Source organism: Pseudomonas koreensis (assembly GCF_025447595.1).
GTDB lineage: Bacteria > Pseudomonadota > Gammaproteobacteria > Pseudomonadales > Pseudomonadaceae > Aquipseudomonas > Aquipseudomonas koreensis_H.
Map to the genome: position 1 here is coordinate 107,397 of NZ_JAOEJU010000010.1, position 24,104 is coordinate 131,500.

Annotated in this window: 19 protein-coding genes, 1 tRNA gene and 1 pseudogene; 9 read left to right on the top strand and 12 right to left on the bottom strand. The window is 60.5% G+C overall.

Annotation, left to right across the window (positions count from 1 at the left end; all coding sequences use genetic code 11):
* The first annotated feature begins 45 nt into the window (after positions 1-45).
* The 3 genes from N8H71_RS14705 (at position 46) to N8H71_RS14715 (ending at position 1,699) form a co-directional block, all read left to right on the top strand.
* Positions 46-1,242 (top strand): amino acid aminotransferase, encoded by a 1,197-nt coding sequence (locus tag N8H71_RS14705; RefSeq protein WP_207985577.1) that lies wholly within the window; start codon positions 46-48, stop codon positions 1,240-1,242.
* Positions 1,243-1,354: 112 nt separating this feature from the next.
* Entirely contained in the window at positions 1,355-1,555 is a 201-nt protein-coding gene (locus tag N8H71_RS14710) for a hypothetical protein (RefSeq protein WP_085690394.1), read from the top strand.
* 68 nt (positions 1,556-1,623) lie between these two features.
* Positions 1,624-1,699 (top strand) — tRNA-Asn (locus tag N8H71_RS14715).
* 122 nt (positions 1,700-1,821) lie between these two features.
* Here N8H71_RS14715 and N8H71_RS14720 read toward each other — a convergent pair.
* The gene (locus tag N8H71_RS14720) at positions 1,822-3,342 is read right to left on the bottom strand and encodes a nucleobase:cation symporter-2 family protein (protein ID WP_007956419.1); all 1,521 of its coding nucleotides are present in this window, start codon (positions 3,340-3,342) and stop codon (positions 1,822-1,824) included.
* 255 nt (positions 3,343-3,597) lie between these two features.
* On the opposite strand from N8H71_RS14720, the gene N8H71_RS14725 reads away from it, so the two are divergent.
* Positions 3,598-3,882, top strand: a complete 285-nt coding sequence (locus tag N8H71_RS14725) for a BrnT family toxin (protein ID WP_262194533.1) — start codon at positions 3,598-3,600, stop codon at positions 3,880-3,882.
* 3 nt (positions 3,883-3,885) lie between these two features.
* On the top strand, positions 3,886-4,215 hold the full coding sequence (locus N8H71_RS14730; protein WP_262194534.1) for a BrnA antitoxin family protein: 330 nt from the start codon (positions 3,886-3,888) through the stop codon (positions 4,213-4,215).
* A gap of 3 nt (positions 4,216-4,218) precedes the next feature.
* Here N8H71_RS14730 and N8H71_RS14735 read toward each other — a convergent pair whose 3' ends face one another.
* Positions 4,219-5,046, bottom strand: coding sequence for an arylamine N-acetyltransferase family protein (locus N8H71_RS14735; RefSeq protein WP_262194535.1), 828 nt, complete (start codon positions 5,044-5,046; stop codon positions 4,219-4,221).
* 101 nt (positions 5,047-5,147) lie between these two features.
* Positions 5,148-5,942 (bottom strand): exodeoxyribonuclease III, encoded by a 795-nt coding sequence (locus N8H71_RS14740; RefSeq protein ID WP_262194536.1) that lies wholly within the window; start codon positions 5,940-5,942, stop codon positions 5,148-5,150.
* A 118-nt stretch (positions 5,943-6,060) separates the two neighbouring features.
* On the opposite strand from N8H71_RS14740, the gene N8H71_RS14745 reads away from it, so the two are divergent.
* Entirely contained in the window at positions 6,061-6,648 is a 588-nt protein-coding gene (locus N8H71_RS14745; protein WP_262194537.1) for a GNAT family N-acetyltransferase, read from the top strand.
* Positions 6,649-6,652: 4 nt separating this feature from the next.
* Here the strand turns inward: N8H71_RS14745 and N8H71_RS14750 are convergent, their stop codons facing one another.
* Positions 6,653-8,095, bottom strand: coding sequence for a mechanosensitive ion channel family protein (locus N8H71_RS14750; RefSeq protein ID WP_262194538.1), 1,443 nt, complete (start codon positions 8,093-8,095; stop codon positions 6,653-6,655).
* A gap of 140 nt (positions 8,096-8,235) precedes the next feature.
* A complete protein-coding gene (locus N8H71_RS14755) occupies positions 8,236-9,102 on the bottom strand; it encodes a pirin family protein (RefSeq protein WP_262194539.1) in 867 nt (288 codons plus the stop codon).
* 221 nt (positions 9,103-9,323) lie between these two features.
* On the opposite strand from N8H71_RS14755, the gene dkgB reads away from it, so the two are divergent.
* On the top strand, positions 9,324-10,127 hold the full coding sequence (gene dkgB / locus N8H71_RS14760) for a 2,5-didehydrogluconate reductase DkgB (protein WP_262194540.1): 804 nt from the start codon (positions 9,324-9,326) through the stop codon (positions 10,125-10,127).
* Between the two features lie 4 nt (positions 10,128-10,131).
* On the opposite strand, the pseudogene N8H71_RS14765 reads toward dkgB, so the two are convergent.
* The 7 genes and pseudogenes from N8H71_RS14765 to N8H71_RS14795 all read right to left on the bottom strand — a co-directional run bounded on the left by N8H71_RS14765 (position 10,132) and on the right by N8H71_RS14795 (position 20,632).
* Positions 10,132-13,350: pseudogene (locus tag N8H71_RS14765) on the bottom strand (transporter substrate-binding domain-containing protein).
* A gap of 10 nt (positions 13,351-13,360) precedes the next feature.
* Positions 13,361-13,987 (bottom strand): response regulator transcription factor, encoded by a 627-nt coding sequence (locus tag N8H71_RS14770; RefSeq protein ID WP_262194541.1) that lies wholly within the window; start codon positions 13,985-13,987, stop codon positions 13,361-13,363.
* Positions 13,988-14,094: 107 nt separating this feature from the next.
* The gene (locus tag N8H71_RS14775; RefSeq protein ID WP_262194543.1) at positions 14,095-14,529 is read right to left on the bottom strand and encodes a chemotaxis protein CheY; all 435 of its coding nucleotides are present in this window, start codon (positions 14,527-14,529) and stop codon (positions 14,095-14,097) included.
* Between the two features lie 109 nt (positions 14,530-14,638).
* Positions 14,639-15,355, bottom strand: a complete 717-nt coding sequence (locus N8H71_RS14780; protein ID WP_262194544.1) for an MgtC/SapB family protein — start codon at positions 15,353-15,355, stop codon at positions 14,639-14,641.
* 54 nt (positions 15,356-15,409) lie between these two features.
* On the bottom strand, positions 15,410-18,109 hold the full coding sequence (gene mgtA, locus N8H71_RS14785; protein ID WP_262194545.1) for a magnesium-translocating P-type ATPase: 2,700 nt from the start codon (positions 18,107-18,109) through the stop codon (positions 15,410-15,412).
* 589 nt (positions 18,110-18,698) lie between these two features.
* Positions 18,699-20,036, bottom strand: a complete 1,338-nt coding sequence (locus N8H71_RS14790) for a lysine N(6)-hydroxylase/L-ornithine N(5)-oxygenase family protein (RefSeq protein WP_262194546.1) — start codon at positions 20,034-20,036, stop codon at positions 18,699-18,701.
* Between the two features lie 113 nt (positions 20,037-20,149).
* On the bottom strand, positions 20,150-20,632 hold the full coding sequence (locus N8H71_RS14795; RefSeq protein WP_279309612.1) for a sigma-70 family RNA polymerase sigma factor: 483 nt from the start codon (positions 20,630-20,632) through the stop codon (positions 20,150-20,152).
* A 320-nt stretch (positions 20,633-20,952) separates the two neighbouring features.
* On the opposite strand from N8H71_RS14795, the gene N8H71_RS14800 reads away from it, so the two are divergent.
* Both N8H71_RS14800 and N8H71_RS14805 read left to right on the top strand, forming a co-directional pair.
* On the top strand, positions 20,953-22,125 hold the full coding sequence (locus tag N8H71_RS14800) for an efflux RND transporter periplasmic adaptor subunit (protein ID WP_262194547.1): 1,173 nt from the start codon (positions 20,953-20,955) through the stop codon (positions 22,123-22,125).
* Complete coding sequence (locus N8H71_RS14805) at positions 22,126-24,099, top strand: MacB family efflux pump subunit (RefSeq protein WP_262194548.1); 1,974 nt, start codon at positions 22,126-22,128, stop codon at positions 24,097-24,099.
* Positions 24,100-24,104 lie beyond the last annotated feature (5 nt).

A 24,104-nucleotide genomic window follows, 5' to 3' on the forward strand; every position in this document is an offset into this window, starting at 1 on the left:
GGAGCGCCACACGTCCCTCCACTCTCCAATAGAGCTGCCGTAAAAATGAGCCTGTTCTCCGCTGTCGAAATGGCACCCCGCGATCCAATCCTGGGCCTCAACGAAGCATTCAACGCCGATACCCGGACCAATAAGGTCAACCTCGGGGTGGGTGTGTACTGCAACGAAGAGGGGCGAATTCCACTCCTGCGCGCCGTCATTGAAGCCGAAACCATTCGCGCCGCTCAGCATGCCTCCCGTGGCTATCTGCCAATCGACGGCATCGCTGCCTACGACCAGGCCGTGCAAAAGCTGCTGTTCGGCAATGATTCGCCACTGCTGGCGGCTGGCCGCGTTGTCACCACTCAGGCCGTCGGCGGGACCGGCGCACTGAAAATCGGTGCCGACTTCCTCAAGCAACTGCTGCCGAATGCCGTCGTGGCGATCAGCGACCCGAGCTGGGAAAACCACCGCGCGCTGTTCGAAACCGCCGGTTTCCCGGTGCAGAACTATCGCTACTACGACGCCGCCACCCACGACGTGAACCGTGCCGGCCTGCTCGAAGACCTCAACGCTCTGCCGAACGGCTCGATCATCGTGCTGCACGCCTGCTGCCACAACCCGACCGGCGTCGACCTGAGCCCGGCGGACTGGAACAACGTGCTGGAAGCGGTCAAGGCCAAAGGTCACGTGCCGTTCCTCGACATGGCCTACCAGGGTTTCGGTGACGGTATCGCCGAAGACGCCGCTGCCGTGCGTCTGTTCGCCGAGTCCGGCCTGACCTTCTTCGTCTCGAGCTCGTTCTCGAAATCGTTCTCGCTGTACGGCGAGCGCGTCGGCGCCCTGTCGATCGTCAGCGAATCGAAAGAAGAAAGCGCCCGCGTACTGTCGCAAGTCAAACGCGTGATCCGCACCAACTACTCCAACCCGCCGACTCACGGTGCAAGCATCGTTGCCGCGGTGCTGAACAGCCCGGAATTGCGCGCTCAGTGGGAAGCCGAACTGGCTGAAATGCGCCTGCGCATTCGCGGTATGCGCGAGCAGATGGTCGCTCTGCTGGCGAAGAAAGCCCCGCAGCGTGACTTCAGCTTCGTCGGTCGCCAGCGCGGCATGTTCTCCTACTCCGGCCTGACCACCGAACAGGTTCACCGCCTGCGCAACGAGTTCGGCATCTACGCTCTGGACACCGGCCGCATCTGCGTCGCCGCGCTGAACCAGAGCAACATCGAAGCCGTGACGGACGCCATCGTTCAGGTCATCTGATCCGGCGCTGCACTGAAAACGGGAAGCCTTCGGGCTTCCCGTTTTTTATTTGTCTGAAGAAAAGCCGCTACACCCTCTAGACTGCACACAGACGACATTTCAGAGAGCCGACATGAAAAACGATGACCTGCGCGCCGACCGCGATGAGCTGGACTACTATCCACCCCGCACCTCGGGCAAACGCGAAAAGAGCCTGGTGTTGCAAGTGGCGGCCGGGGTGTTTCTCGGCGGACTGGCCCTGTGGCTGGTGCAACTGGCGGCCACGGCGCTGTACGCCAGACTGCTGATGGGCACTTTTACATTTGGCGGCTGAAACCGTTCGGCAAAAATATTCCGCGAAAGCTTGACTAGTCTTTTTAAATCAGTAAGATACGCACCAATTCCGCAATAGCTCAGTTGGTAGAGCAAGTGACTGTTAATCACTGGGTCCCTGGTTCGAGTCCAGGTTGTGGAGCCAAATACAGAGCCCCTGAATCGAAAGATTCAGGGGCTTTTTTGTGGGCACCGAAAAAAGCGTTGCCATAAAAAGGGCCGATCAGTTTCGCAACTGATCGGCCCTTTTTCATTCAACTACAGCGGTCAGACGTGCTCGCTGCTCTTGGCATGCGCCTTCGGTGCGCCGTGACCGTGATCCGCATCCGGATCAATCACCGGCACTTCGTTGCCGTCGCAGTCATGCAGCTTGCCGTCGCTGAAGTAGTCGCCTTCACGCAGCGCCGCCAGATCGCGATAACGCAGGGTTCGCTCTTCTGCCGCTGCAAACACCGACTGCTGATCCGAGTTACCCGCTGTGAAGTGGTTGAACGCCAGGTTCAGCAGGATCGCCATGATCGCCGACGAACTGATGCCCGAGTGGAAAATGGTCGCGAACCAGCTCGGGAAGTGATCGTAGAAGTTCGGCGCGGCAATCGGGATCATGCCGAAGCCGATCGAGGTAGCGACGATGATCAGGTTGACGTTGTTGCGGTAATCAACCTTGGACAGCGTACGGATGCCGCTCGCCGCCACGGTGCCGAACAGCACGATACCGGCGCCGCCAAGCACCGAGGTCGGCACGGCTGCGATGACCCGGCCCATGAACGGCAGCAGGCCGAGGATCACCAGGAAGATACCGCCGGTCGCCACCACATAGCGGCTCTTGATCCCGGTCACCGCCACCAGCCCGACGTTCTGGGCGAAGGCGCTCTGAGTGAACGAACCGAAGATCGGTGCAAACATGCTCGACAGCATGTCCGCCCGCAGGCCATTGCCCAGGCGTTTGGAGTCGACCTTGGTACCGATGATTTCACCGACCGCCAGGATGTCCGCCGAGGTTTCGACCAGGGTCACCATGACCACGATGCACATCGACAGGATCGCGGCGAAGTGGAAGGTCGGCATGCCGAAATGGAACGGCGTCGGGAAGCCGAACATCGGGCCCTGGGTGACGTTGGAGAAGTCCGCCATGCCAAGGAACACCGCCAGCACCGTACCGATCACCATGGCCAACAGGATCGACAGACGCGAGATGGTGGAACTGCCAACCTTGCTCAGCAGCAACACCAGCACCAGCGTGACCGCCGCCAGACCGATGTTCTGCATGCTGCCGAAGTCAGGCGCGTGACTGTTGCCACCCATGGCCCAGCGTGCGGCCACCGGCATCAGCGTCAGGCCGATGGTGGTGATCACGATGCCCGTGACCAGTGGCGGGAAGAACTTGGTGATTCGCGAGAACACCGGCGTGATCAGCAAGCCGATCAGCGACGCCGCAATCACCGCGCCGAGCACCGACTGGAAGCCGCCCTCCCCGCCACTGCTGACAATCGCCACCATCGTGGCAACGCCGGAGAACGACACGCCCTGCACCAGCGGCAACTGACAGCCGAAAAACGGTAAACCCAGGGTTTGCAGCAACGTGGCCAGCCCCCCCGCAAACAATGAAGCAGCAATCAACAGACCGATGTCCGCCGGCGAAAGCCCGGCGGCCTGACCGATGATCAGTGGCACCGCGACGATACCGCCATACATGGTCAGAACGTGTTGCAGGCCGTAAGCCATATTCGCGCCGACCCCGAGATTCTCGTCCTCGGGCCGTTGGTGTGAAACATGGGGCGTTTTCATGGTGGGGGAGTTCCCTGGTTTTTGTTATGCGCACACTGTATGCAAGAGTCAGGACAAATGTCCATAGACTTGTATACAACTTATCAGTCACATAATGGTTAGCTAGCCACCCAACCTTCTATCCCGCTGCTTTCATCCCCCACAAATCCGGCAACACATCCCCAATCGAGTCCACTCTTTATCCGCCTAGGCTGAAGTGTTCATGGCGACCGACGGCGCGGCCGCACCCTTTTTTATACATATAAAGTATGCATAATGAAGTCATTCAAGATTCAGTTCGACAAAAGCAAGAATGCTGCCAACAAACTCAAGCACAGAGGGATCAGCCTCGCCGAGGCCGAACCGGTCTTCTACGACGACCGAGCACTGACCATTGAAGACACCGACCATGACGAGCAACGCTGGACCATACTCGGCAACGACGGCAAAGGACGTTTGCTGGTCGTCGTGTACAGCTATCGAGAGCCGAATATGGTTCGAATCATTTCCGCGCGCACCGCGACGCCCAGCGAGCGACGCCAATACTTTCCGGAGATTTGATCAATGAAGGATGAATACGATTTCAGTCAGGGTAAACGCGGCGCCATCGCGCCGACCAAGGGCAAGACCCGCATCACCATCATGCTCGATGACGCGGTGATCGAAGCAGCGCGCGAGGTCGCTGAAAGCGAGGGCTACGGCTATCAGACGGTAATCAACAACACCCTGCGCCACGCATTGCTTAACAGCCGTGGCGACGCCGATGAGCTCGACCATTCCAGCGGGCAATTCAAGCAAGGCATCACCGCCACCGACCTCAAGAGCCTTGAGAAAAAACTGTCGGCGGCCGTGAACGAGATCCGGCGGGTGCTGGAGCCGGAGGCAAAACCTTAGGTTTCAAACCGACTGAATCAAGCGCGCCAGCGCCAGACGCGCACCGGGCTGGTGCGGCAAGCGCAGGCCGAACTCCCTTTCCAGCAGTTCGATCAGTTCATCGACATCCGTCACTTCACGCCGCTCGCTCTCGGCACCAATGCGATGGATCGCGAAACTGCCGTTATTCAGCGTACGCCGCCAGCCGTCGCCGGTACGCGCGACCATCAGGCGCTGAGCAAATGGCGAGTCAGGGTGAGTCGAGACATACCAGTTGCCGAGGGTGTAATCGATATCTTCCTGGCGTTGCAGGTCAAACAGGTACATCGGCCGCCACTCGCCAGCAACCCTGGCCCGCAACATGTAGCCATCGGCCTGCACTTCGATGCGATACGGTTCGTGCGGCGTGGATTGCTCGGCGTCGGTATCGAGCAACAGCGGCGCGGTCGGCACCATGCCGCCGAAGCCGACATCGGTGATGTATCGCACGTCATCAATGGTCACCAGACTGAGGCGGTGAGTGCGCGCCGTCCAGCTGCCTTCGGGCTGATTCATGACCACACGCCCGCTGATGCCCCGCGCGTCGAACCCCAACTCCAGTAACAGCGCCAGAAACAGATTGTTCAGCTCGTAGCAGTAGCCGCCACGGGCGTCGTTAAAGACCTTGCGTTCGATCGAGGGCAGATCGATCAGGACGGGCTCGCCACTAAGCGTCGACAGGTTTTCGAATGGAAAGGCGCCGGTATGACGCAGTTGCAACAGCCGCAGGGTTTCAAGGGTCGGTGCCGGGGGCGCATCGAATCCCAGACGTTGCAGATACTGTTTCAGATTCTTCAGGCGTGGTTCGCTCATTGCCGGGTCCTTTTGCATGGGGGCGCGGATCGTTCCGCCGATGGTCGCCATGTATACGGGATCCGGGCATTAAATCGACAATTGAATTAACCAATCACCGGCTAGCGTCTTTTACGCGAATCGATGCGAATCCACGTCGGCGCGTGATCGCTGGCATGCGGTTCATTGCGCACCCAGGCATCTACACCGGCCTCGTGCAGAAAAGGGCTCAGCTTTGGATTGAGCAGCAGATGGTCGATCCGCAGCCCGGAGTTCTTCTGCCAGTGCTGGCGGAAGTAATCCCAGAAGGTGTACAGCCGATCTTCGGGATACAGATGCCGCAACGAATCCGTCCAGCCCTGATCCAGCAATCGCTGGTAGCACTCGCGGCTTTCCGGCTGCAACAGCGCATCCTTGAGCCAGGAACGAGTGTTGTAGATATCCAGATCGGTGGGCACCACGTTGTAATCGCCGGCCAACACCACCGGGTGGTCGCTGCTTTGCAGATCCCGGGCATATTTGATCAGGCGTTCGAACCAAGCCAGTTTGTAGGCGAACTTCGGCCCCGGTTGCGGATTGCCATTGGGCAGGTACAGGCACCCCACCAACACCCCGTGCACCGCCGCTTCGAGGTAGCGACTGTGTTTATCGTCGGGATCGCCGGGCAGACCGCGCCGGCTCTCCAGCGGTTGCGCATCGCGGGCAATAATTGCCACGCCGTTCCATGACGCCTGACCGTGCCAGATGGCGCCATAACCGGCGGCCGCAAGCTCAGCGGCAGGAAATGCGCTGTCCACCAGTTTCAGCTCCTGCAAACAGACGATGTCCGGCTGCTCGCGCCTGAGCCACTCCAGCAGGTTCGGCAGTCGGGCCCGCAGGCCGTTGACGTTGAACGTGGCAATGCGCATTTTTTTCATCGTCCGGACTCCTGCCATTGACCGATAAAAACTGTGACATCCGCCCACCGCGACGGTTGCGTCGGATCGTTCCCGTACGGCGTAATAAGCCCTCGCCCGAACCGCCGAGAATCCCCACATGCAAACCACGCTGCAAGGCCCGGGAATCATCCTGCGCCCGCTTCAATACACCGATGCCGATGCCCTGCTCCGTGCCGCCGCCGACGGTGAACTGTGGAACCTCACAGTCACCATAGTGCCGTCGGCAACCACCGTCGACGCTTACCTGAAAAAAGCCCTCGACGGTCGTGAGGCCGGCACGGTCATGCCGTTTGTCATCGTGCTGAAGGAAACCGGTGAAGTGATCGGCTCGACCCGCTTCTGGAAGATCGACCCGCTCAATCGCAAGCTGGAGATCGGCAGCAGCTGGATTTCGGCGCGCTTTCAGAAGACCTTTGTCAACACCGAGGCCAAGTACCTGATGCTGCGCCACGCGTTCGAGGTGCTCGATTGCGTGCGTGTGCAGTTCACCACCGACGAGAACAATCAGAAATCGCGCAACGCGATCCTGCGTCTCGGCGCACAGCAGGAAGGCATCGTGCGCCATGAGCGAATCATGCCGGACGGCCGCAAGCGCAACTCGGTGCGCTTCAGCATCATCGATGACGAATGGCCGCAGGTGCGCCTGAACCTGGAGCGCAAACTGGCGGACTACGGTCTGCGCTAAGGAGTCAGACGCGGTTGCGCAGCCATTGCAGGAAGCCTTTTTTCGGCACGGCTACCGGTGCTTCTTCCGTCAGGGATTGCGCCTTGTGCAAACGGAAATCGAGCAGCGCCTGCATGGCGTCGTTGATGTCGTGGCGGGCATCCAGGCAAGGCTTCAGATAAGACTTCTCGATGCGATACAGCGCGCAGAAGGTCTTCGCGGAAAAATCGGCCGGCAACGACGAGTCGGAAAGAATACCCGCCTCGCCGATCACTTCGCCGGGGCCCATGCGTCCCGACTCGAACGGCGTACCGTGTCGATTCAATGTCACCGAGACCACGCCGGATTCGATGATGAACAGATGATCGCTGACCGCCCCGCCCGCCAGAATGATCTCGCCGGCACGAAAGGTTTGTAGCGTCATGTTCTGGCTGAAGGTTTCTTTCTCCTCCTGACGCAACGTGGAGAATATCGGCGAGCTGTCGAGCAGTGCCCGGGGTCGCGACAGGTTGGTTGCCGGGATGGGTTCAACACTCGACAACAGGTTGATTCCTGACGCCTGCAAGTGCCGGTATGCCAGATCGAACAGTTGATTGCGTGCCGCGCGTTTTTCATTCATCGCCGCGACGAATCCGCTGATCTCGTACTCCATTCCGCTGCTGCCGGCACTTTTCAAGGACACGCTCGGTGCCGGATTATCCAGCAGCAAACGACAGCCCTGCATGGCCCGCTCCAACGCTTCGATGACCGTGGTCGGCCGCGCATGCGGGCTCACTTGCAGCGAAACGGCCAGGCCGAACATATTGCTCGGCCGACTGAAGTTGATGATCTTGGCCTTGGCCGCCAGCGAGTTGGGAATTACTGCCATGCTGCCCTGACTGGTTTGCAGGCGCGTGGCGCGCCAGTCGATGTCGGTGACCCGCCCTTCCGTACCGTCGATGGAAATCCAGTCATCCAGTTGATAAGGCTTGGTGGTGTTCAGCACGATCCCGGAAAACACGTCGCTCAAGGTACTCTGCAACGCCAGACCAACGATGATCGCCAACGCCCCGGACGTCGCCAGCACGCCTTTGACCGGCAGATCCAGCACGTAGGCCAGCGCCGCGATGATCGCGATCAGGAAAATCACTGCGCCCAGCAAATCCTGCAACAGCCGCCCGGTATGCCCGACCCGTTGCATCATCACCGCGCCGATCAGCACCGTCAGGGTGCGCGCCCCGAACAGCCACCAGCCGATCTGCAACCCGGTCGCCGCCAGATGCAACGGCACGTTGTCGGCCCAAGGCGCGGCCTCCATCGGGTTGAGGCCTTCGTTGAACAACAGGATGCTGAACAGGGCAAAAATCAGCACCCGCACCAGCAGTTTCCACGCGCTGCCGTGGGAGCTGATGAGACGCCACAGACCGAGATCGATCAGGATCAGGATCAAAGCGCAAAACAACGGATGATCGGTGAGCAGAGACAGCATCAAACAACTCCGACAGGGGCCAGTCGCGAGAAGATCGCACAGATTGGGCTCAGTGTAGGAGTAATTGATTTGGCGGGATGAACGCCGCTGCGTGCGCTCAAAAAAAACCGGCAGGCGCACGTGGCGCCTGCCGGTTTTTTTCAGCCGTGCATCTGGCCGAAGCGGCCGGACTGGAAGTCGGCGAACGCCTGGTGGATTTCCTGCTCGGTGTTCATCACGAACGGGCCGTGGCCGACGATCGGCTCGTCGATCGGCTCGCCGCTGAGCAACAGCACCACTGCGTCCTGGCTGGCTTCGAGGGTGATTCGCTTGCCGTCACGCTCGAACAAGGCCAGTTGCCCTTCACGCATCGACTCCACACCGTTGACCTGGACCGAACCCTTCAACACCACCAGTGCCGTGTTGCGGCCCTCGTGCAAGTCCAACGCGAGCAACTTGCCGCTGTTCAGTCGCAGATCCCACACATCAATAGGCGTGAACGTGCGGGACGGGCCCTTCTGACCGTCGAACTCACCGGCGATCAGACGCAGGCTGCCGGCACCGTCCTTGAGTGCGATTTGCGGGATATCACTGTCCAGAATGGTCTGGTAGCCCGGCGCGGCCATTTTGTCCTTGGCTGGCAGGTTGACCCACAGTTGCACCATTTCCAGGTTGCCGCCGGTTCTGGCGAAGTTTTCCGAGTGGAATTCTTCATGCAGGATTCCGGAAGCCGCCGTCATCCACTGCACATCGCCCGGGCCGATGGTGCCGCCGCTGCCGGTGGAGTCGCGGTGCTGCACTTCACCTTCGTACACAATGGTCACGGTTTCGAAGCCACGGTGCGGATGCTGGCCCACGCCACGACGTTCGGTGGTCGGGGTGAATTGCGCAGGCCCGGCGTGATCCAGCAGCAGGAACGGGCTGATGTGCTTGCCCAGGTTGTCGTAGGAAAACAGGGTACGCACCGGAAACCCATCGCCGACCCAGTGGCCGCGAGGGCTGGTGTAGATACCGATAAGGTTTTTCATGGTGGACTCCGTAATCAGGTTGAACATGGACTGATCATAAATTAGCCACACCGCTAGCACTAGTCAGCCAAAACCGTCTTGATCGTTCTACTGATGGAACAATGAGCCAACGCATCGATTCGTGACTTTCAGTCAACAGTACTTTGTCCCGACAGCGGTTTTTCCCAAGGAATCAGACGCGGATACTCCTGCTCATTCCCACTGCAACCCTGGAGTCCTGCATGTCTGTTCCCGCTTTCGGTCTTGGTACGTTTCGCCTGCAAGGTCAGGTGGTCATCGATTCGGTGAGCACTGCCCTTGAGCTCGGATACCGGGTCATCGACACCGCACAGATCTACGAAAACGAAGCCGACGTCGGCCAGGCCATCGCCGCCAGCGGCCTCGCCCGCGACGAACTGTTCATCACCAGCAAGATCTGGATCGCCAACTTCGCCAAAGACCGGCTGATTGAAAGCCTCAAGGAAAGCCTGCAAAAGTTGCAGACCGACTACCTCGACCTGACGCTGATCCACTGGCCGTCGCCGGAAGATCAAGTGCCGGTCGAAGAATTCATGGGGGCGCTGCTGGAAGCCAAACGTCTGGGCCTGACGCGGCAGATCGGTGTGTCCAACTTCACCATCGACCTGATGAAGCAGGCGATCGCAGCAGTGGGCGCGGAAAACATTGCCACCAACCAGATCGAGCTGCACCCGTACCTGCAAAACCGCAAGGTCGTCGAGTTCGCGCAAAGTCAGGGCATCCAGATTACGTCGTACATGACCCTGGCCTATGGCGAAGTGCTGAAGGACCCGCTGATCGTGCAGATCGCCGAGCGCCTGCAAGCCACCCCGGCGCAAGTCACCCTGGCGTGGGCGATGCAGTCGGGTTACGCGGTGATTCCGTCGTCGACCAAACGCGCCAACCTGCAAGGCAACCTCGGCGCCACGGCGCTGACCCTGAGCGACGCCGACATGGCGCTGATCACCACTCTGGATCGCGACCATCGCCTGACCAGCCCCAAAGGCATCGCGCCGCAGTGGGACTGACCGATCAGGCCTGAAGTTGCTGCGCGAGGTCGTGCATGGCCACGCGCAGCAGCTCGATGGCGGTCGTCAATGACGCTTCGGGCTCATCGTCACGGCAGGCTTACTCGAGTACCCGACACGCCGAAACCACGCGCTCGGCACCGATCATGTGTGCCCCGCCCGTGACGTGATGGGCCAGATCACGCAAATCTGTACGATCACCCTTGCGGCCGGACTCGTCCAGCCGCTTCAGATCGATGCGCAGATTGCTCAGTACCTCCCCACGCAATTGCTCGATCAACGGGTTGTCCGCGCCGACCAGTTGCATCAGCACACTCAGGTCGAAATCGGCCACTCCCTTATCGTTCACGCTCTCGACCTGGATCACCCCGGGTTCTGCGGCCATCAGGGCCTGGCTCAAATCGCGCAGCAGAACCGGCTTGAACAGGCAATCGTCCATACCGGCCGCCCGACATCGCTGCTTTTCTTCCATCTGCGCATTGGCAGTGAATCCGAGGATCAGGCAGGGCGCCCTGCCCGTCGCTGCTTCTTCCTGGCGCACCGCACGTGTCAATTCATATCCGTTGAACCCGTGCATGTTGATATCGGTGATCAATGCATCGAAGGATTGACCACGCCACAGCATCAGCCCTTCCTCACCGCCACCGGTGTCAACAGCGCGATGGCCGAGCTCAATCAGCTGCCGGCACAGCAACAGGCGATTCACCGGATGGTCATCCACCACCAGGACGTTCAGCGACTTTACGGTCGCCGCCACTGGCGCCGGTGCAGGCTCTTGCACCCGCGGCGCCAGCACTGGCAGTTCCAGTCTCAGCATGACCTGCGTGCCCCTGGCCGGCTGGCTGCTCATCCACAAATCACCGCCCATCATCCGGCACAGGTTGCGACTGATCACCAGCCCCAGGCCCGAACCGCCCTGCGCCACAGACTGATGGTCGCCGACCTGCACAAACGGGCTGAACAACCGTTGCTGATCCTCGGCGTTGATCCCCCTACCACTGTCTTCAATGACTACGCCCACCTCAATCTGCCCGTTCCGTTCACCGAACACGCGCAAGCGCAGGCTCACCTCGCCGTCATCGGTGAATTTGATTGCATTGCTCAACAGGTTCGACAGCACTTGTTTGAAACGCAGGGGGTCGAGCATCACCTCGACGTTGCTGAGCTCATCCAGTTCGACATGCCACAACAATTGCTTCTGCCGGGCCAGGCCTTCGAAAATCCGACACACCGACGCCACCACCTCGCGCAGATTGGCACGTTCGGGGGCCAGCGACAGATGCCCGGCTTCGATGCGTGCAATGTCAAGAATATCGCCAATCAATGCCAGCAATTGCTGCCCGGCACTGGACGCCACCTCGATCGCCTGGCGATCGGTGACGCCTTCATCGGCACGCTTGAGGGCCAGTTCGAGCATGCCGGTCAGGGCATTCATCGGTGTGCGGATTTCATGACTCATGGTTGCCAGAAACGTACTCTTGGCACGATTGGCTTCATCGGCCGCCTCCTTGGCCTCCTGCAACTGCCTTAGCCATTGCTGACGCTGGCGGATCTGCCGACGCTGAAAGCCGATCCAGCCCAATGCCAGCAACAGCAACCCCGCCGCAACGGCAAATCCGCGCAATATTTGCTCGCGATGACGCTGCCAATAGCTGTCTTGCAGCACCACATTACGACTCCAGCGCGCGACCAGGCCGTCGATTTCCTGCGGTGCGATACTCAGCAGTGCCTTGTTCAGAATCGATTGCAACTGAGGGGAGTCGAGCGCCGTGGCCATGGCAACCCGGGCCGGCTGATCGCCCAGCGTGGAGACAATCCGCAAGCGATCGCGGTACTGGTGATCGATCTGGTAACGCGCCACCAGCAAAGAACTCAATGTCGCATCTGCCCGACCGTCGAGCAGCGCCCTTGTGCCATCCGCCGGACTCGGTAACTCGATCAGGTTGATCTGCGGCACATGCTCCAGCAGGTAATCACGCAACGGATTGCCGCGATAAAGCGCCAGACGCTTGCCCGTCATGTCGTCCAGGCTACGCGGCCCCTGCACCTTCGAATCGGCAATCAGCACAAAGGGGCTGTTGACGTACGACCGGGTGAACAGCATTTCAGTTTCGCGCTCGCGACTCAGTGTCATCACAGACAACAGGTCCAGTTTCCCGCTTCTGAGTTGCTCGACCTGACGATCCAGAGACTGACCGCGCACCACCTCGAACGTCAGCCCGCTGCGCTGACTGATCAGGTTGAGCAGTTGGGCTGCCAGTCCACTGAAGCGGCCATCAGCGTCAAAGAACGTGAGTGGCGCAAAGCCATCGACAGCGCCGACCCGCACCACCGGATGCTGATCCAGCCATTGTTGCTCGCTCTCGCTCAGGCTGACTCGCGACTGCGCTGCCATGTCGGCGCGACCGGCGCTCCAGCGCAGTTCAATGGCCAGACGCTGCTCCATGGGAATGGCCAGCAGGGCTTTGTCGACCAAACGCTTCAAGCGCGTGTTGCTGCGGGCCAGTGCAAAGGCAAACGGGTTGGCGTCAAGGCCCGAAGGACCGGCCAGTTGCAGGTCGTTGTGAAAGTGAGTGTTGATCAGGTAACTGGCGCTGATGAAATCGCCCAGGTACAGATCATCCCGGCCGAACGCCACAGCGCCGAGGGCATCGAGAATGGAGCGATTAGGCTGCAGGGAAGCTTGCGGGTAAGCCTCCTGGATAGTCGAGGCTGGCAGGTAGTCATCCACCATGGCGATGCGTTTGTCAGCCAGATCGCCGGGCAACGGTTCATCGATCCGAGTGACCCACATCGGCTGATCCTCGGCGTAGGCGCGGGACAGCATCAGGCCGGAATCGGCTTCTTCGAACTTGTTCGACGTGCCCAGCAGGTCCACCTCACCAGCCTTAAGCGCAGCCATGGCGCTTGCTCGGTCGGGATAGCACCAGACTTCAACGCCGATGTTCAAAATCTGTGCAATCGCGTCGGCGTAATCGGCCGTAAGGCCTTCCAGTTCATGGCGCTTGCGGGTCAGCTCAAAAGGGGGGTAATCCGGCCAGGAGGCACCGATGCGCAATACCGGGTGCGCGCTCAGCCACTGTTTATCCTGCTCATCCAGGCGAACCTGCACCCCCTCGAGACGGGTGCGGGAGACGATTTCCAGCCTTTGTGCCTCGGTCGCGTGCACTGCGCTTGCAAGCATCAGTATCGACAGAAGCACAAACCGCAGAGGCCATATCATGGGCAGCCTGTCAAAACAGGCCGTTGCGTTTGACAAACTCTCGCAACACCACCAGCGAGCTCACTCCAAGTTTCAGCATCAAGCGGGTCTTGTAGGTGCTGATGGTTTTGTGACTAAGGTTCATCGCTTGAGCAATGTGCTTGTTGGACTTTCCTCCGGCCAGCTCCAGCATGATCCCCAATTCGCGGGGGGACAGGAGTGCGATCAACTCTCGCTCATCACGGTGCGCTTCGGATTGACCGGCATTGACCCCAGGCATTTCGGGGAAGTAGGTATAACCCGAACGGACGGCCTTGATTGCATTTTGCAGATGTTGCATCGAGGCGGACTTGGCGACAAATGCCATCGCCCCCGCACGTCGACAGCGCATCAGATAGTGTTCAGGGTCGGCCGAGGTGAAAATCAACACCTTGCAGACCAGCCCGATGGCTCTGATGCGCTCCAACACCTCCAGGCCGCCGAAGCCTTTGAGTTTCAGGTCGAGCACGACCAGTTCCGGCGCGTGTTCACGCAGCATCGGCACCACATCGATACCGCTGGTAGTCACATGAATCGGTGTGTAACCCGCCGACTCCAGAACCATCCGAACGGCCCCCACCACCACTGGATGATCATCGACGATCAAAGCTGAACCCATGACCACTCCCGGGGCGAATACATGACATGAGGCCACCGATCTTGCATGAACGGGACTATTGGTAGCTGCGCTACAACTGTTGCACGGTGTGCACGCTGGATCACCTGTCAGATCTGACAGTTGTGCGATAGAGCGATCTGTGATCGAGCAAGCGATGAGCGCCCAAACGAAGCCTCGACCGAGGTCATCAACTGCTCGATCGCGTGGATTGAAGGCAGAGGCGCAGGACTGGTGATGATCTTTGCACCAAAGTGCTCGGGAACCCCTGAGGCGTCCGCCGGTTCACCATAGACCAGCGCTCGCCGGACTTGCGGATGATCAAACAGGAAACCACGAAGATCCGCGATCCCGACCGCCAGTTCCGCGTTGACCACCAGAACATCGAACGGCTGGCAGCCGTAATCGACCAGTGTCAGCAGTTCGACAAGGTTTTGCACCGGTGCAATGCGATAGTAATCGAGGCCGTTGAACATCCGCTCGATCTTCATCCGGTGAAAATGCTGCAAGTCGGCGATCAGGATGCGCAGGGTTTTGTCGGTCAACGTGGAGGTCCGGGTAGTCGCTTCAAGTGGCGGCAAGACTACCCAAGCATCGGGATGCACTCTGTAGGACTTTTCCGAAAAAAACCGTCACTCATCCGGAATAAAAAAGTTACTCCGTGGTGCTCGGACTCCAGAAGGCCTGCACCACCAGCGCCGATGTCGAGATTCGCGCCACCAGTGCATCCAGTTCATCGCCATCCACCGAAGTGGTCGCCAGCGTGGCCTCGATCTCGATTTCATCGGCACCGAAGGCATGTACATCAACATCGCTGGCCGGGTAGTTGCTGCGTTCCAGCTCGGCTTCAAGCAAGGCGAACACCGCCTTCTGCTGTGAGCGCCGGGCGATGACGTAAACGATGTTGGTGACTTCCGCCGAGACCACGTCCAGCGGCTGACGGTTGATGTTGTTGACGATCGGCCGCAGCAGCGTATTGGCGGCGAGCACGAACAAGGTGCCCAGTACCGCTTCGGCCAGCAGGTCGGCACCGGCGCAGGCGCCGACGGCCGCCGAGGTCCAGAGCGTGGCGGCGGTGTTGAGCCCGCGCACGCTGCCCTCTTCGCGCATGATCACGCCGGCACCGAGAAAACCGATGCCGGAAACCACATACGCGACCACCCGCACCGCGCCTTCGGCACCGGCGAGACGGTTGGCCATGTCGACGAAAATCGCCGCGCCGACCGCCACCAGCACATTGGTACGCAAACCCGCCGTGCGTTGCCGGTACTGGCGTTCGAAGCCGATCAGGCCGCCGAGGATGAACGCCGCGCTGAGGCTGACCAGGGTGTCGAGCAATGAGGTGAGGTTGAGATTGTTGATCGCTTGCATGTCGAGCTCCTTGAAACCGCCCCCCTTGCTCCCACAAGGGGGGAATCTTGCCTGTTACTGCCAGCCGAACCGGCGGATGTAGAAACCTTTGACGGCCTGGGTCAGCGCCATGTACGCCAGCAGGATCACCGGCAGGAACACGAAGTACATCGACGGCAGCGCCTGCAGTTTGAAGTAGTGCGCCAGCGGCCCCATCGGCAGGAAGATGCCCACAGCCATGATGATTCCAGTCATCACCAGCAACGGCATGGCCGCGCGGCTTTGCAGGAACGGAATCTTCGGCGTGCGGATCATGTGCACGATCAGCGTCTGGGTCAGCAGCCCCACCACGAACCAGCCGGACTGGAACAGGGTCTGGTGATCCGGGGTGTTGGCATCGAACACGTACCACATCAAGGCGAACGTTGTGATGTCGAAGATCGAACTGATCGGGCCGAAGAACAGCATGAAGCGCCCGACGTCACCGGGCTGCCAGCGCTGCGGCTGTTTCAGCATTTCATCGTCGACGTTATCGAACGGGATCGCGATCTGCGAAATGTCGTAAAGCAGGTTCTGCACCAGCAGGTGCATCGGCAGCATCGGCAGGAACGGAATGAACGCACTGGCCACCAGCACCGAGAACACGTTGCCGAAGTTCGAGCTGGCGGTCATCTTGATGTACTTGAGCATGTTGGCGAAGGTCCGTCGCCCTTCCAGCACGCCCTCCTCCAGCACCATCAGGCTCTTTTCCAGCAGGATGATGTCGGCCGCTTCCTTGGCAATGTCTACTGCACTGTCCACGGAAATCCCGATGTCTGCGGTGCGCAGCGCCGGGGCGTCGTTGATGCCGTCGCCCATAAACCCGACCACGTGGCCGTTGCCCTTGAGGATGCGCACGATGCGCTCCTTGTGCGACGGCGTCAGCTTGGCGAACACGTTGGTGGTTTCCACCGCCACCGCCAGTTCGGCGTCGCTCATGCGTTCGATGTCGTTGCCCATCAGCAGGCCTTGCTGGGCCAGGCCCACTTCGCGGCAGATCTTGGCGGTCACCAGCTCGTTGTCGCCGGTCAGCACTTTCACGGCAACGCCGTGCTCGGCCAGGGCCTTGAGCGCCGGTGCAGTACTTTCTTTCGGCGGATCGAGGAACGCCACGTAACCGATCAGCGTCAGCTCCTGCTCGTCGCTCAGGCTGTAAGTGTCGCGCCCTTGCGGCATCGACCGGGCGGCCACCGCTACCACGCGCAAGCCTTCAGCGTTGAATGCTGCTGTGACCTGACGGATTTTCGCCAGCAATTCATCGCTCAAGGCTTCGTCGACTTCACCGTGACGAACCCGGCTGCACACCGACAGAACCTCTTCCACCGCGCCTTTGCAGATCAGTTGATGCGGCTGACCGCGCCCCTCGACCACCACCGACATGCGTCGGCGATTGAAGTCGAACGGGATCTCGTCGACCTTGCGAAACGCCGTGCCGACCTTCAGCTCGCGGTGGATTTCCACGTGTTCCAGCACCGCCACGTCCAGCAGGTTTTTCAGGCCGGTCTGGTAGTAGCTGTTGAGGTAAGCCATTTCCAGCACGTCATCGGAGTCTTCGCCCCAGACGTCGACGTTGCGCGCCAGGAAAATCCTGTCCTGGGTCAGGGTGCCGGTCTTGTCGGTGCACAGCACGTCCATGGCGCCGAAGTTCTGGATCGCATCCAGGCGTTTGACGATGACTTTCTTGCGCGACAGGAACACCGCGCCCTTGGCCAGGGTCGAGGTGACGATCATCGGCAGCATTTCCGGGGTCAGGCCCACGGCAATCGACAGCGCGAACAGCAGTGCTTCGGTCCAGTCACCCTTGGTGAAACCGTTGATGAACAACACCAGCGGCGCCATGACGAACATGAAGCGGATCAACAGCCAGCTGACTTTGTTCACACCTTGCTGAAACGAAGTCACCGCGCGATCAGTCGCCCCGACCCGCTGCGCCAACGCACCGAAATAGGTGCTGTTGCCGGTGGTGAGAATCACCGCCACCGCTGTGCCGGACACCACGTTGGTGCCCATGAACAGGATGTTGTCGAGTTCCAGCGGATTGCGCGTGTCACGATCGGCCTGACGCGGGAATTTCTCCACCGGCATCGATTCACCGGTCATCGCCGCCTGGCTGACGAACAGATCCTTGGCGCTGAGCACCCGGCAATCGGCAGGAATCATGTCGCCGGCCGAGAGCACGATCAGATCGCCGGGCACCAGTTGCTTGATCGGCAGTTCAGCACGCGGCGCATCCCGACGCAGCACGGTGGCGGTGTTGCTGACCATCGCCTTGAGCGCGTCGGCGGCCTGGTTGGATTTGCTTTCCTGCCAGAAGCGCAGCAGCGTCGACAGCACCACCATCGAGAAAATCACGATGGCGGCCTTGAGGTCTTCGGTCAGCCACGAGATCACCGCCAGCAGGGTCAGCAGCAGGTTGAACGGGTTTTTGTAGCAGTGCCACAGGTGGGTCCACCACGGCAGCGGTTGCTCGTGTTCGACTTCGTTGAGGCCATGCTGCGCACGCAGCACATCGACTTCGAAATCGGTGAGGCCGTCGGTGTGGGTGCCGAGGTTCGACAGCAGCACGCCACTGTCGCAATGGGCGGCGTCCACCAGTGTATTGGCCAGAGTGGGCGGCACTTCACGGCTGACCGTGGTGTCGCTGATGGTTTCCAGCAAGGCCAGGCGACGGAAGTGCCGGGCGATGTGGCGGGTCCGCAGGAAGCCTGCGAAAAATTCCTTGAGCGTAAGTTTCATGGCTGTTGCCCCTATGGTCAGCCGGGAAACCGTCGAGCAGGTACGTCCTCGTCTTGAGCACCGGGAAACCGGCACGGCAAGGCGTGGCGCGCCGGTCAGAAAAGACAGGCGTGTCGATAGGCATGCGATGGCGACAATAAAGTCGAAATCACAGGCTTTTCAGTGTCGATGAGAAGGACGTCGGGACATGACCGGGACCGGTCATGATCGGGATGCCGCTGCTCGCTGTTCGGCGAGACAACGGCACAAAGGAATGCGCGTTATCTTGCCGAGAATCTGCCGGTTACAAGGACCGGCCGACAACTGTCACTCGAACAAGTACCCACTGTGGGTCTCCGCTATTGATGAAAACGCGCGAAGCTTACGCCCCGATATCTGGAGAGTAAACCCGCAAAAGGAAGTGTGTCGGGGAATGTGGCGGGTGTTCAGGAAGGGTTCAGGATTGAGTTTTTGCGGTGTAGTTGAAGGCCTCTTCGCGAGCAAGCCCGCTCCCACAGGGGATCTTCATTGAACACAGATTTTGTGGTCAGCAGAGATCCAGTGTGGGAGCGGGCTTGCCCGCGAAGACGATTTGGCAAACGCCGCAGGTTTAGCTGGCAGTCGCCAACAACAGATCCATCACCGAACGGCTGTGCCCACGGTTCTTGCCATGCTCATACAGCGAGCCGGCAATCTCGTCCGCGCGGATCGGCAGGATCGACAGCAGCGTATCGCTCAGACCATGGCTGGCCTGGCAGAAGCCCTGCATATACAGACCGGCCTTGCAACGCTCGTCGGTGATCAACCGGTAATTGCGGTCGACCTCGAAATCGCCCAGGTACTCCTCCAGCGGCGCCAGCAGTTTGCGGTGCATCTGACGCTCGTAACCGGTGGCCAGCACGACCGCGTCGTAGGCACGCACGGTGACTTCGCCGGTGGCGTTGTTGCGCACGGTCAGTTCGATACCGCGTTCGGTGGCAGTGGCTTTCTCGACAGTGGTCAGGGTGCGGAACGCATGGCGGGCAACACCCGAAACTTTCTGGCGATAGAAGATGCCGTAGATGCGCTCGATCAGGTCGATGTCGACCACCGAGTAGTTGGTGTTGTGGTACTCGTTGACCAGACGCTCACGCTCGCTGCTCTTCTGCTGGAAGATCAGGTCGGTGAATTCCGGCGAGAACACTTCGTTGACGAACGGGCTGTCGTCCGCCGGCTTCAGGGCCGAGCCACGCAGAATCATGTCGACCTGCACCGACGGGAACGAGTCGTTCAGGTCGATGAAGGCTTCCGCCGCGCTCTGGCCGCCACCGATGATTGCGATGCTCATCGGCTGGTTGTTGATGCACGGCTGCTTGGCCATCTCGGCCAGGTACTGCGAATGATGGAACACCCGACCGTCGCCCTTGAGCGCCTTGAATGCCTCGGGAATACGCGGCGTGCCACCGGCGCTGACCACCACTGAACGCGCGGTACGCACGAATTGCTGGCCTTCGGTATCACGGGAAATCACCCGCAGCGCTTCAACCTGATGGTTGTGCAATACCGGCTCGATGGTCAGCACTTCTTCGCCGTATCGGCTCTGCTCGGTGAACTGTGCCGCCACCCAGCGCAGGTAGTCGTTGTACTCCATGCGGCACGGATAGAAGGTGCCAAGGTTGATGAAGTCCACCAGACGACCGTGGTGCTTGAGGTAGTTGACGAACGAATACGGGCTGGTCGGATTGCGCAGGGTCACCAGATCCTTGAGGAAGGAAATCTGCAACTCGCTCTGGGTCGACAGGGTGTTGCCGTGCCAGCTGTAGTTGGGTTGTTTGTCGAGAAACAGAACATCCAGTTCCCCCTGGGTCGGGCCGCGCTCTTGCAGAGCGATGGCGAGCGCCAGGTTCGAAGGGCCGAAACCGACGCCGATCAGGTCGTGAACGATGGGCGATGCAATTGCCTGTGTCATTTCCAGTGTCCTCTGGACGAAAAGCCTGAGTGACCTGACCGGCCTTGAGCAGGACAGCAGATCGTCTGTTGAGTAGGAACGAGGACAGTGAAATAAAATTTAGCGACGACGGCTCAATGGGCATCCCATTGTTTGATGCGCAGGCGGCAATGTTTCATCGCGTTGACGATGTGCTTTTCCACCAGAGCCTTGGAAATCCCGAGGTGTTCGGCAATCTCGGGATGCGACAGACCTTCGATCTTGCGCAACAGAAAACTTTCGCGGCACAGCGGCGAAAGTTCTGCCAGGGCTCGCTGGAGCATCTCCAGGCGTTGACCATGATCGAAGGTGCTGTGAGGTGACGGCGTGAAGTAGCGCTCTTCACTGTCGAGCACTTCCAGCGACTCGGCCTGACGCAGGGCATTGCGCCGATGGTCGTCGATCACCAGGTTCAGGGCAGTGCGATAAAGAAATGCGCGAGGCTGCTCGATCGGCGTTTCGCTGGATCGCTCCAGCACCCGCAGATAAGCGTCATGCACCACATCTTCGGCAACCTGACGGTTGCCGATTCTGGCGTTCAGGAAACACACCAACTCGCGATAGTAGTTTTCCAACATGATTCCCCGCCGCAGCGTGCGGTTTCGATCCTTGAGCCAGATCCGCGACTGTCGAAAAAGACAATGGCACGATAGTGGCAAATTCAGGTGCGTAATTTATAGTAATTCTCATATAGATTTAAAGCGCTGTTTCGGTTTGCCCGACAAATTGTTCGTGTCTATACCTGTTACCGCGTTTTTCATTGCTTAAATTCCCCGCTGCTTTCCTCGTTTAACCATCAGCTCCCCGTGTCTGTCGCGCCCTGCGACAGCGTCCGGTCGTGCTCCGCTTGCGGTGCCCGATGGACGACGGGCCCGACTCACACTGGCCGGAACCCTGCATGAAACGTCCCCGTCCCGCCCGACGCGCCCTGCTCGCTGCTCTTTGTCTGATCCCCGTGATTGCCGTTGCTGCCTGGCAGGTTCTGCCACCCGGTCGTGACAAGTTCGCCACCGTTCAGGTCGGCCGTGGCGATATCGAAAGCAGCGTCACGGCTCTGGGCACCCTGCAACCGCGCCGCTATGTGGATGTTGGCGCACAGGCATCCGGGCAGATCCAGAAAATCCACGTCGAAGTCGGCGACGTGGTCAAGGAAGGCCAGCTGCTGGTGGAGATCGACCCTTCCACGCAGAAGGCCAAACTCGACGCCGGGCGTTACTCCATCGAAAACCTCAAGGCGCAATTGCAGGAACAGCGCGCCCAACATGAACTGGCGCAACAGAAATACCAGCGCCAGCAGAATCTCGCCGCCGGCGGCGCAACCCGCGAAGAAGACGTGCAGACCGCCCGCGCCGAGCTGAAAGCCACCCAGGCGCGGATCGACATGTACCAGGCGCAGATCCGTCAGGCCGAGGCCAGCCTGCGCAGCGATCAGGCCGAACTCGGTTACACGCGCATCTACGCCCCCATGACCGGCACCGTGGTCGCCCTTGATGCACGCGAAGGCCAGACCCTCAATGCCCAGCAACAGACGCCGCTGATCCTGCGTATTGCCAAGCTGTCGCCGATGACCGTGTGGGCCGAGGTCTCGGAAGCCGACATCGGTCACGTCAAACCCGGCATGACCGCTTACTTCACCACCCTCAGCGGCGGGCACCGGCGCTGGAGCAGCACCGTGCGGCAGATCCTGCCGGTGCCGCCCAAGCCACTGGACCAGACCAGCCAGGGCGGCGGCAGCCCCGCCAGTTCAAGCAAAAGCGGGAGCGCCCGAGTGGTGCTGTACACCGTGCTGCTCGATGTGGATAACGCCGACAATGCACTGATGGCGGAAATGACCACGCAAGTCTTCTTCGTCGCCAACCAGGCAAAAAATGTCCTGACTGCTCCGGTCGCGGCGCTGCAAGGCAGCACCACCGCCAACCTGCAGACTGCGCAGGTGATCGCCGCCAACGGCAAGATCGAGACCCGCGAAGTACGCACCGGCATCAGTGATCGCCTGAAAGTACAAATCCTCGAAGGCCTGAATGAAGGCGACCACTTGTTGATCGGCCCGGCCGACGGCAGTGGAGGTTGAATGCAAACGCCTCTGATCGACCTGCAGGACATCCGCAAGTCCTACGGTGGCGGCGACGCGCCTGAAGTTCATGTCCTGCGCGGTATCGACCTGTCGATTCACGCCGGCGAGTTCGTGGCGATCGTCGGCGCCTCCGGCTCCGGCAAGTCGACGCTGATGAATATCCTTGGCTGCCTCGACCGCCCGACCACCGGCGAATACCGCTTCGCCGGTGAAAACGTCGCGGGCCTGGACACCGACGAGCTGGCCTGGCTGCGTCGCGAAGCCTTTGGTTTCGTGTTCCAGGGCTACCACCTGATCCCGTCCGGTTCGGCTCAGGAAAACGTCGAAATGCCGGCGATCTACGCCGGCACACCGGCCGCCGAGCGCCATGCCCGGGCCGCTGCCCTGCTCGACCGCCTGGGCCTTGCCTCGCGCACCGGCAACCGTCCGCACCAACTCTCCGGCGGCCAACAGCAACGGGTATCGATTGCCCGGGCGCTGATGAACGGCGGACACATCATTCTTGCCGACGAACCCACTGGCGCCCTCGACAGTCACAGCGGCAAGGAGGTCATGGCGCTGCTCGACGAATTGGCGAGCCAGGGCCACGTGGTGATTCTCATCACCCACGACCGCGAAGTGGCAGCGCGAGCCAAACGCATCATCGAGATCCGCGACGGCCTGATCATCAGCGACAGCGCCCGGGACAACCCCGAAGCCCAGACCACCGCCAATCCCGGCGCCTTGCAGGCCGTGGATCTGCGCAAACGCCTGAGCGAAGGCGCCGAGGCCACCGGGGCCTGGAAAGGCGAACTGGTGGACGCACTGCATGCCGCCTGGCGAGTGATGTGGATCAATCGCTTCCGCACGGCGCTGACCCTGCTCGGGATCATCATCGGCGTGGCGTCGGTGGTGGTGATGCTCGCGGTCGGCGAAGGCAGCAAGCGTCAGGTCATGGCGCAGATGGGCGCCTTCGGCTCGAACATCATTTACCTCAGCGGCTCGGCGCCCAACCCGCGTACGCCGCCCGGCATCGTCACCCTCGACGACGTCGCCGCGCTGGCAAGCCTGCCGCAGGTCATGCGGATCATGCCGGTCAACGGCTCCGAAGCCGGCGTGCGGTTCGGCAACGCCGACTACCTGAGCTACGTGGGCGGCAACGACACCAACTTCCCGGCGATCTTCAACTGGCCGGTGGTTCAGGGCAGTTACTTCACCGAAGCCGACGAGCAGAGTGCAGCGGCCGTCGCGGTGATCGGGCACAAGGTACGCACGCGATTGCTCAAGGATGTCGCCAACCCCATCGGCCAGTACATCCTGATCGAAAACGTGCCGTTCCAGGTGGTCGGCGTGCTGGCGGAAAAAGGCGCCAGCTCCGGCGACTCCGACAGTGACAACCGGATCGCCGTGCCTTACTCGGCCGCCAGTGTGCGGCTGTTCGGTACACGTAATCCTGAATACGTGGCCATCGCCGCCGCCGATGCGCGCAAGGTCAAGGAGGCCGAACACGCCATCGAACAACTGATGCTACGCCTGCACAACGGCAAGAAGGATTTCGAGCTGACCAACAACGCCGCGATGATTCAGGCCGAGGCTCGCACGCAGAACACCCTGTCGCTGATGCTCGGTTCGATTGCTGCGATTTCGCTGTTGGTTGGTGGCATCGGGGTGATGAACATCATGCTGATGACCGTGCGCGAACGCACCCGCGAGATCGGCATCCGCATGGCCACCGGCGCCCGCCAGCGCGACATCCTGCGCCAGTTCCTCACTGAAGCGGTGATGTTGTCGGTGGTCGGCGGGATCGCCGGGATCGCCCTGGCACTGATCGTCGGCGGCATCCTGATTCTCAGCGAAGTCGCCGTAGCGTTCTCCTTGATGGCGGTGCTCGGTGCCTTTGGCTGCGCCCTTGTGACCGGTGTTGTCTTCGGCTTCATGCCGGCCCGCAAAGCCGCCCGACTCGACCCGGTGACGGCCCTTACCAGTGAATGATCGAC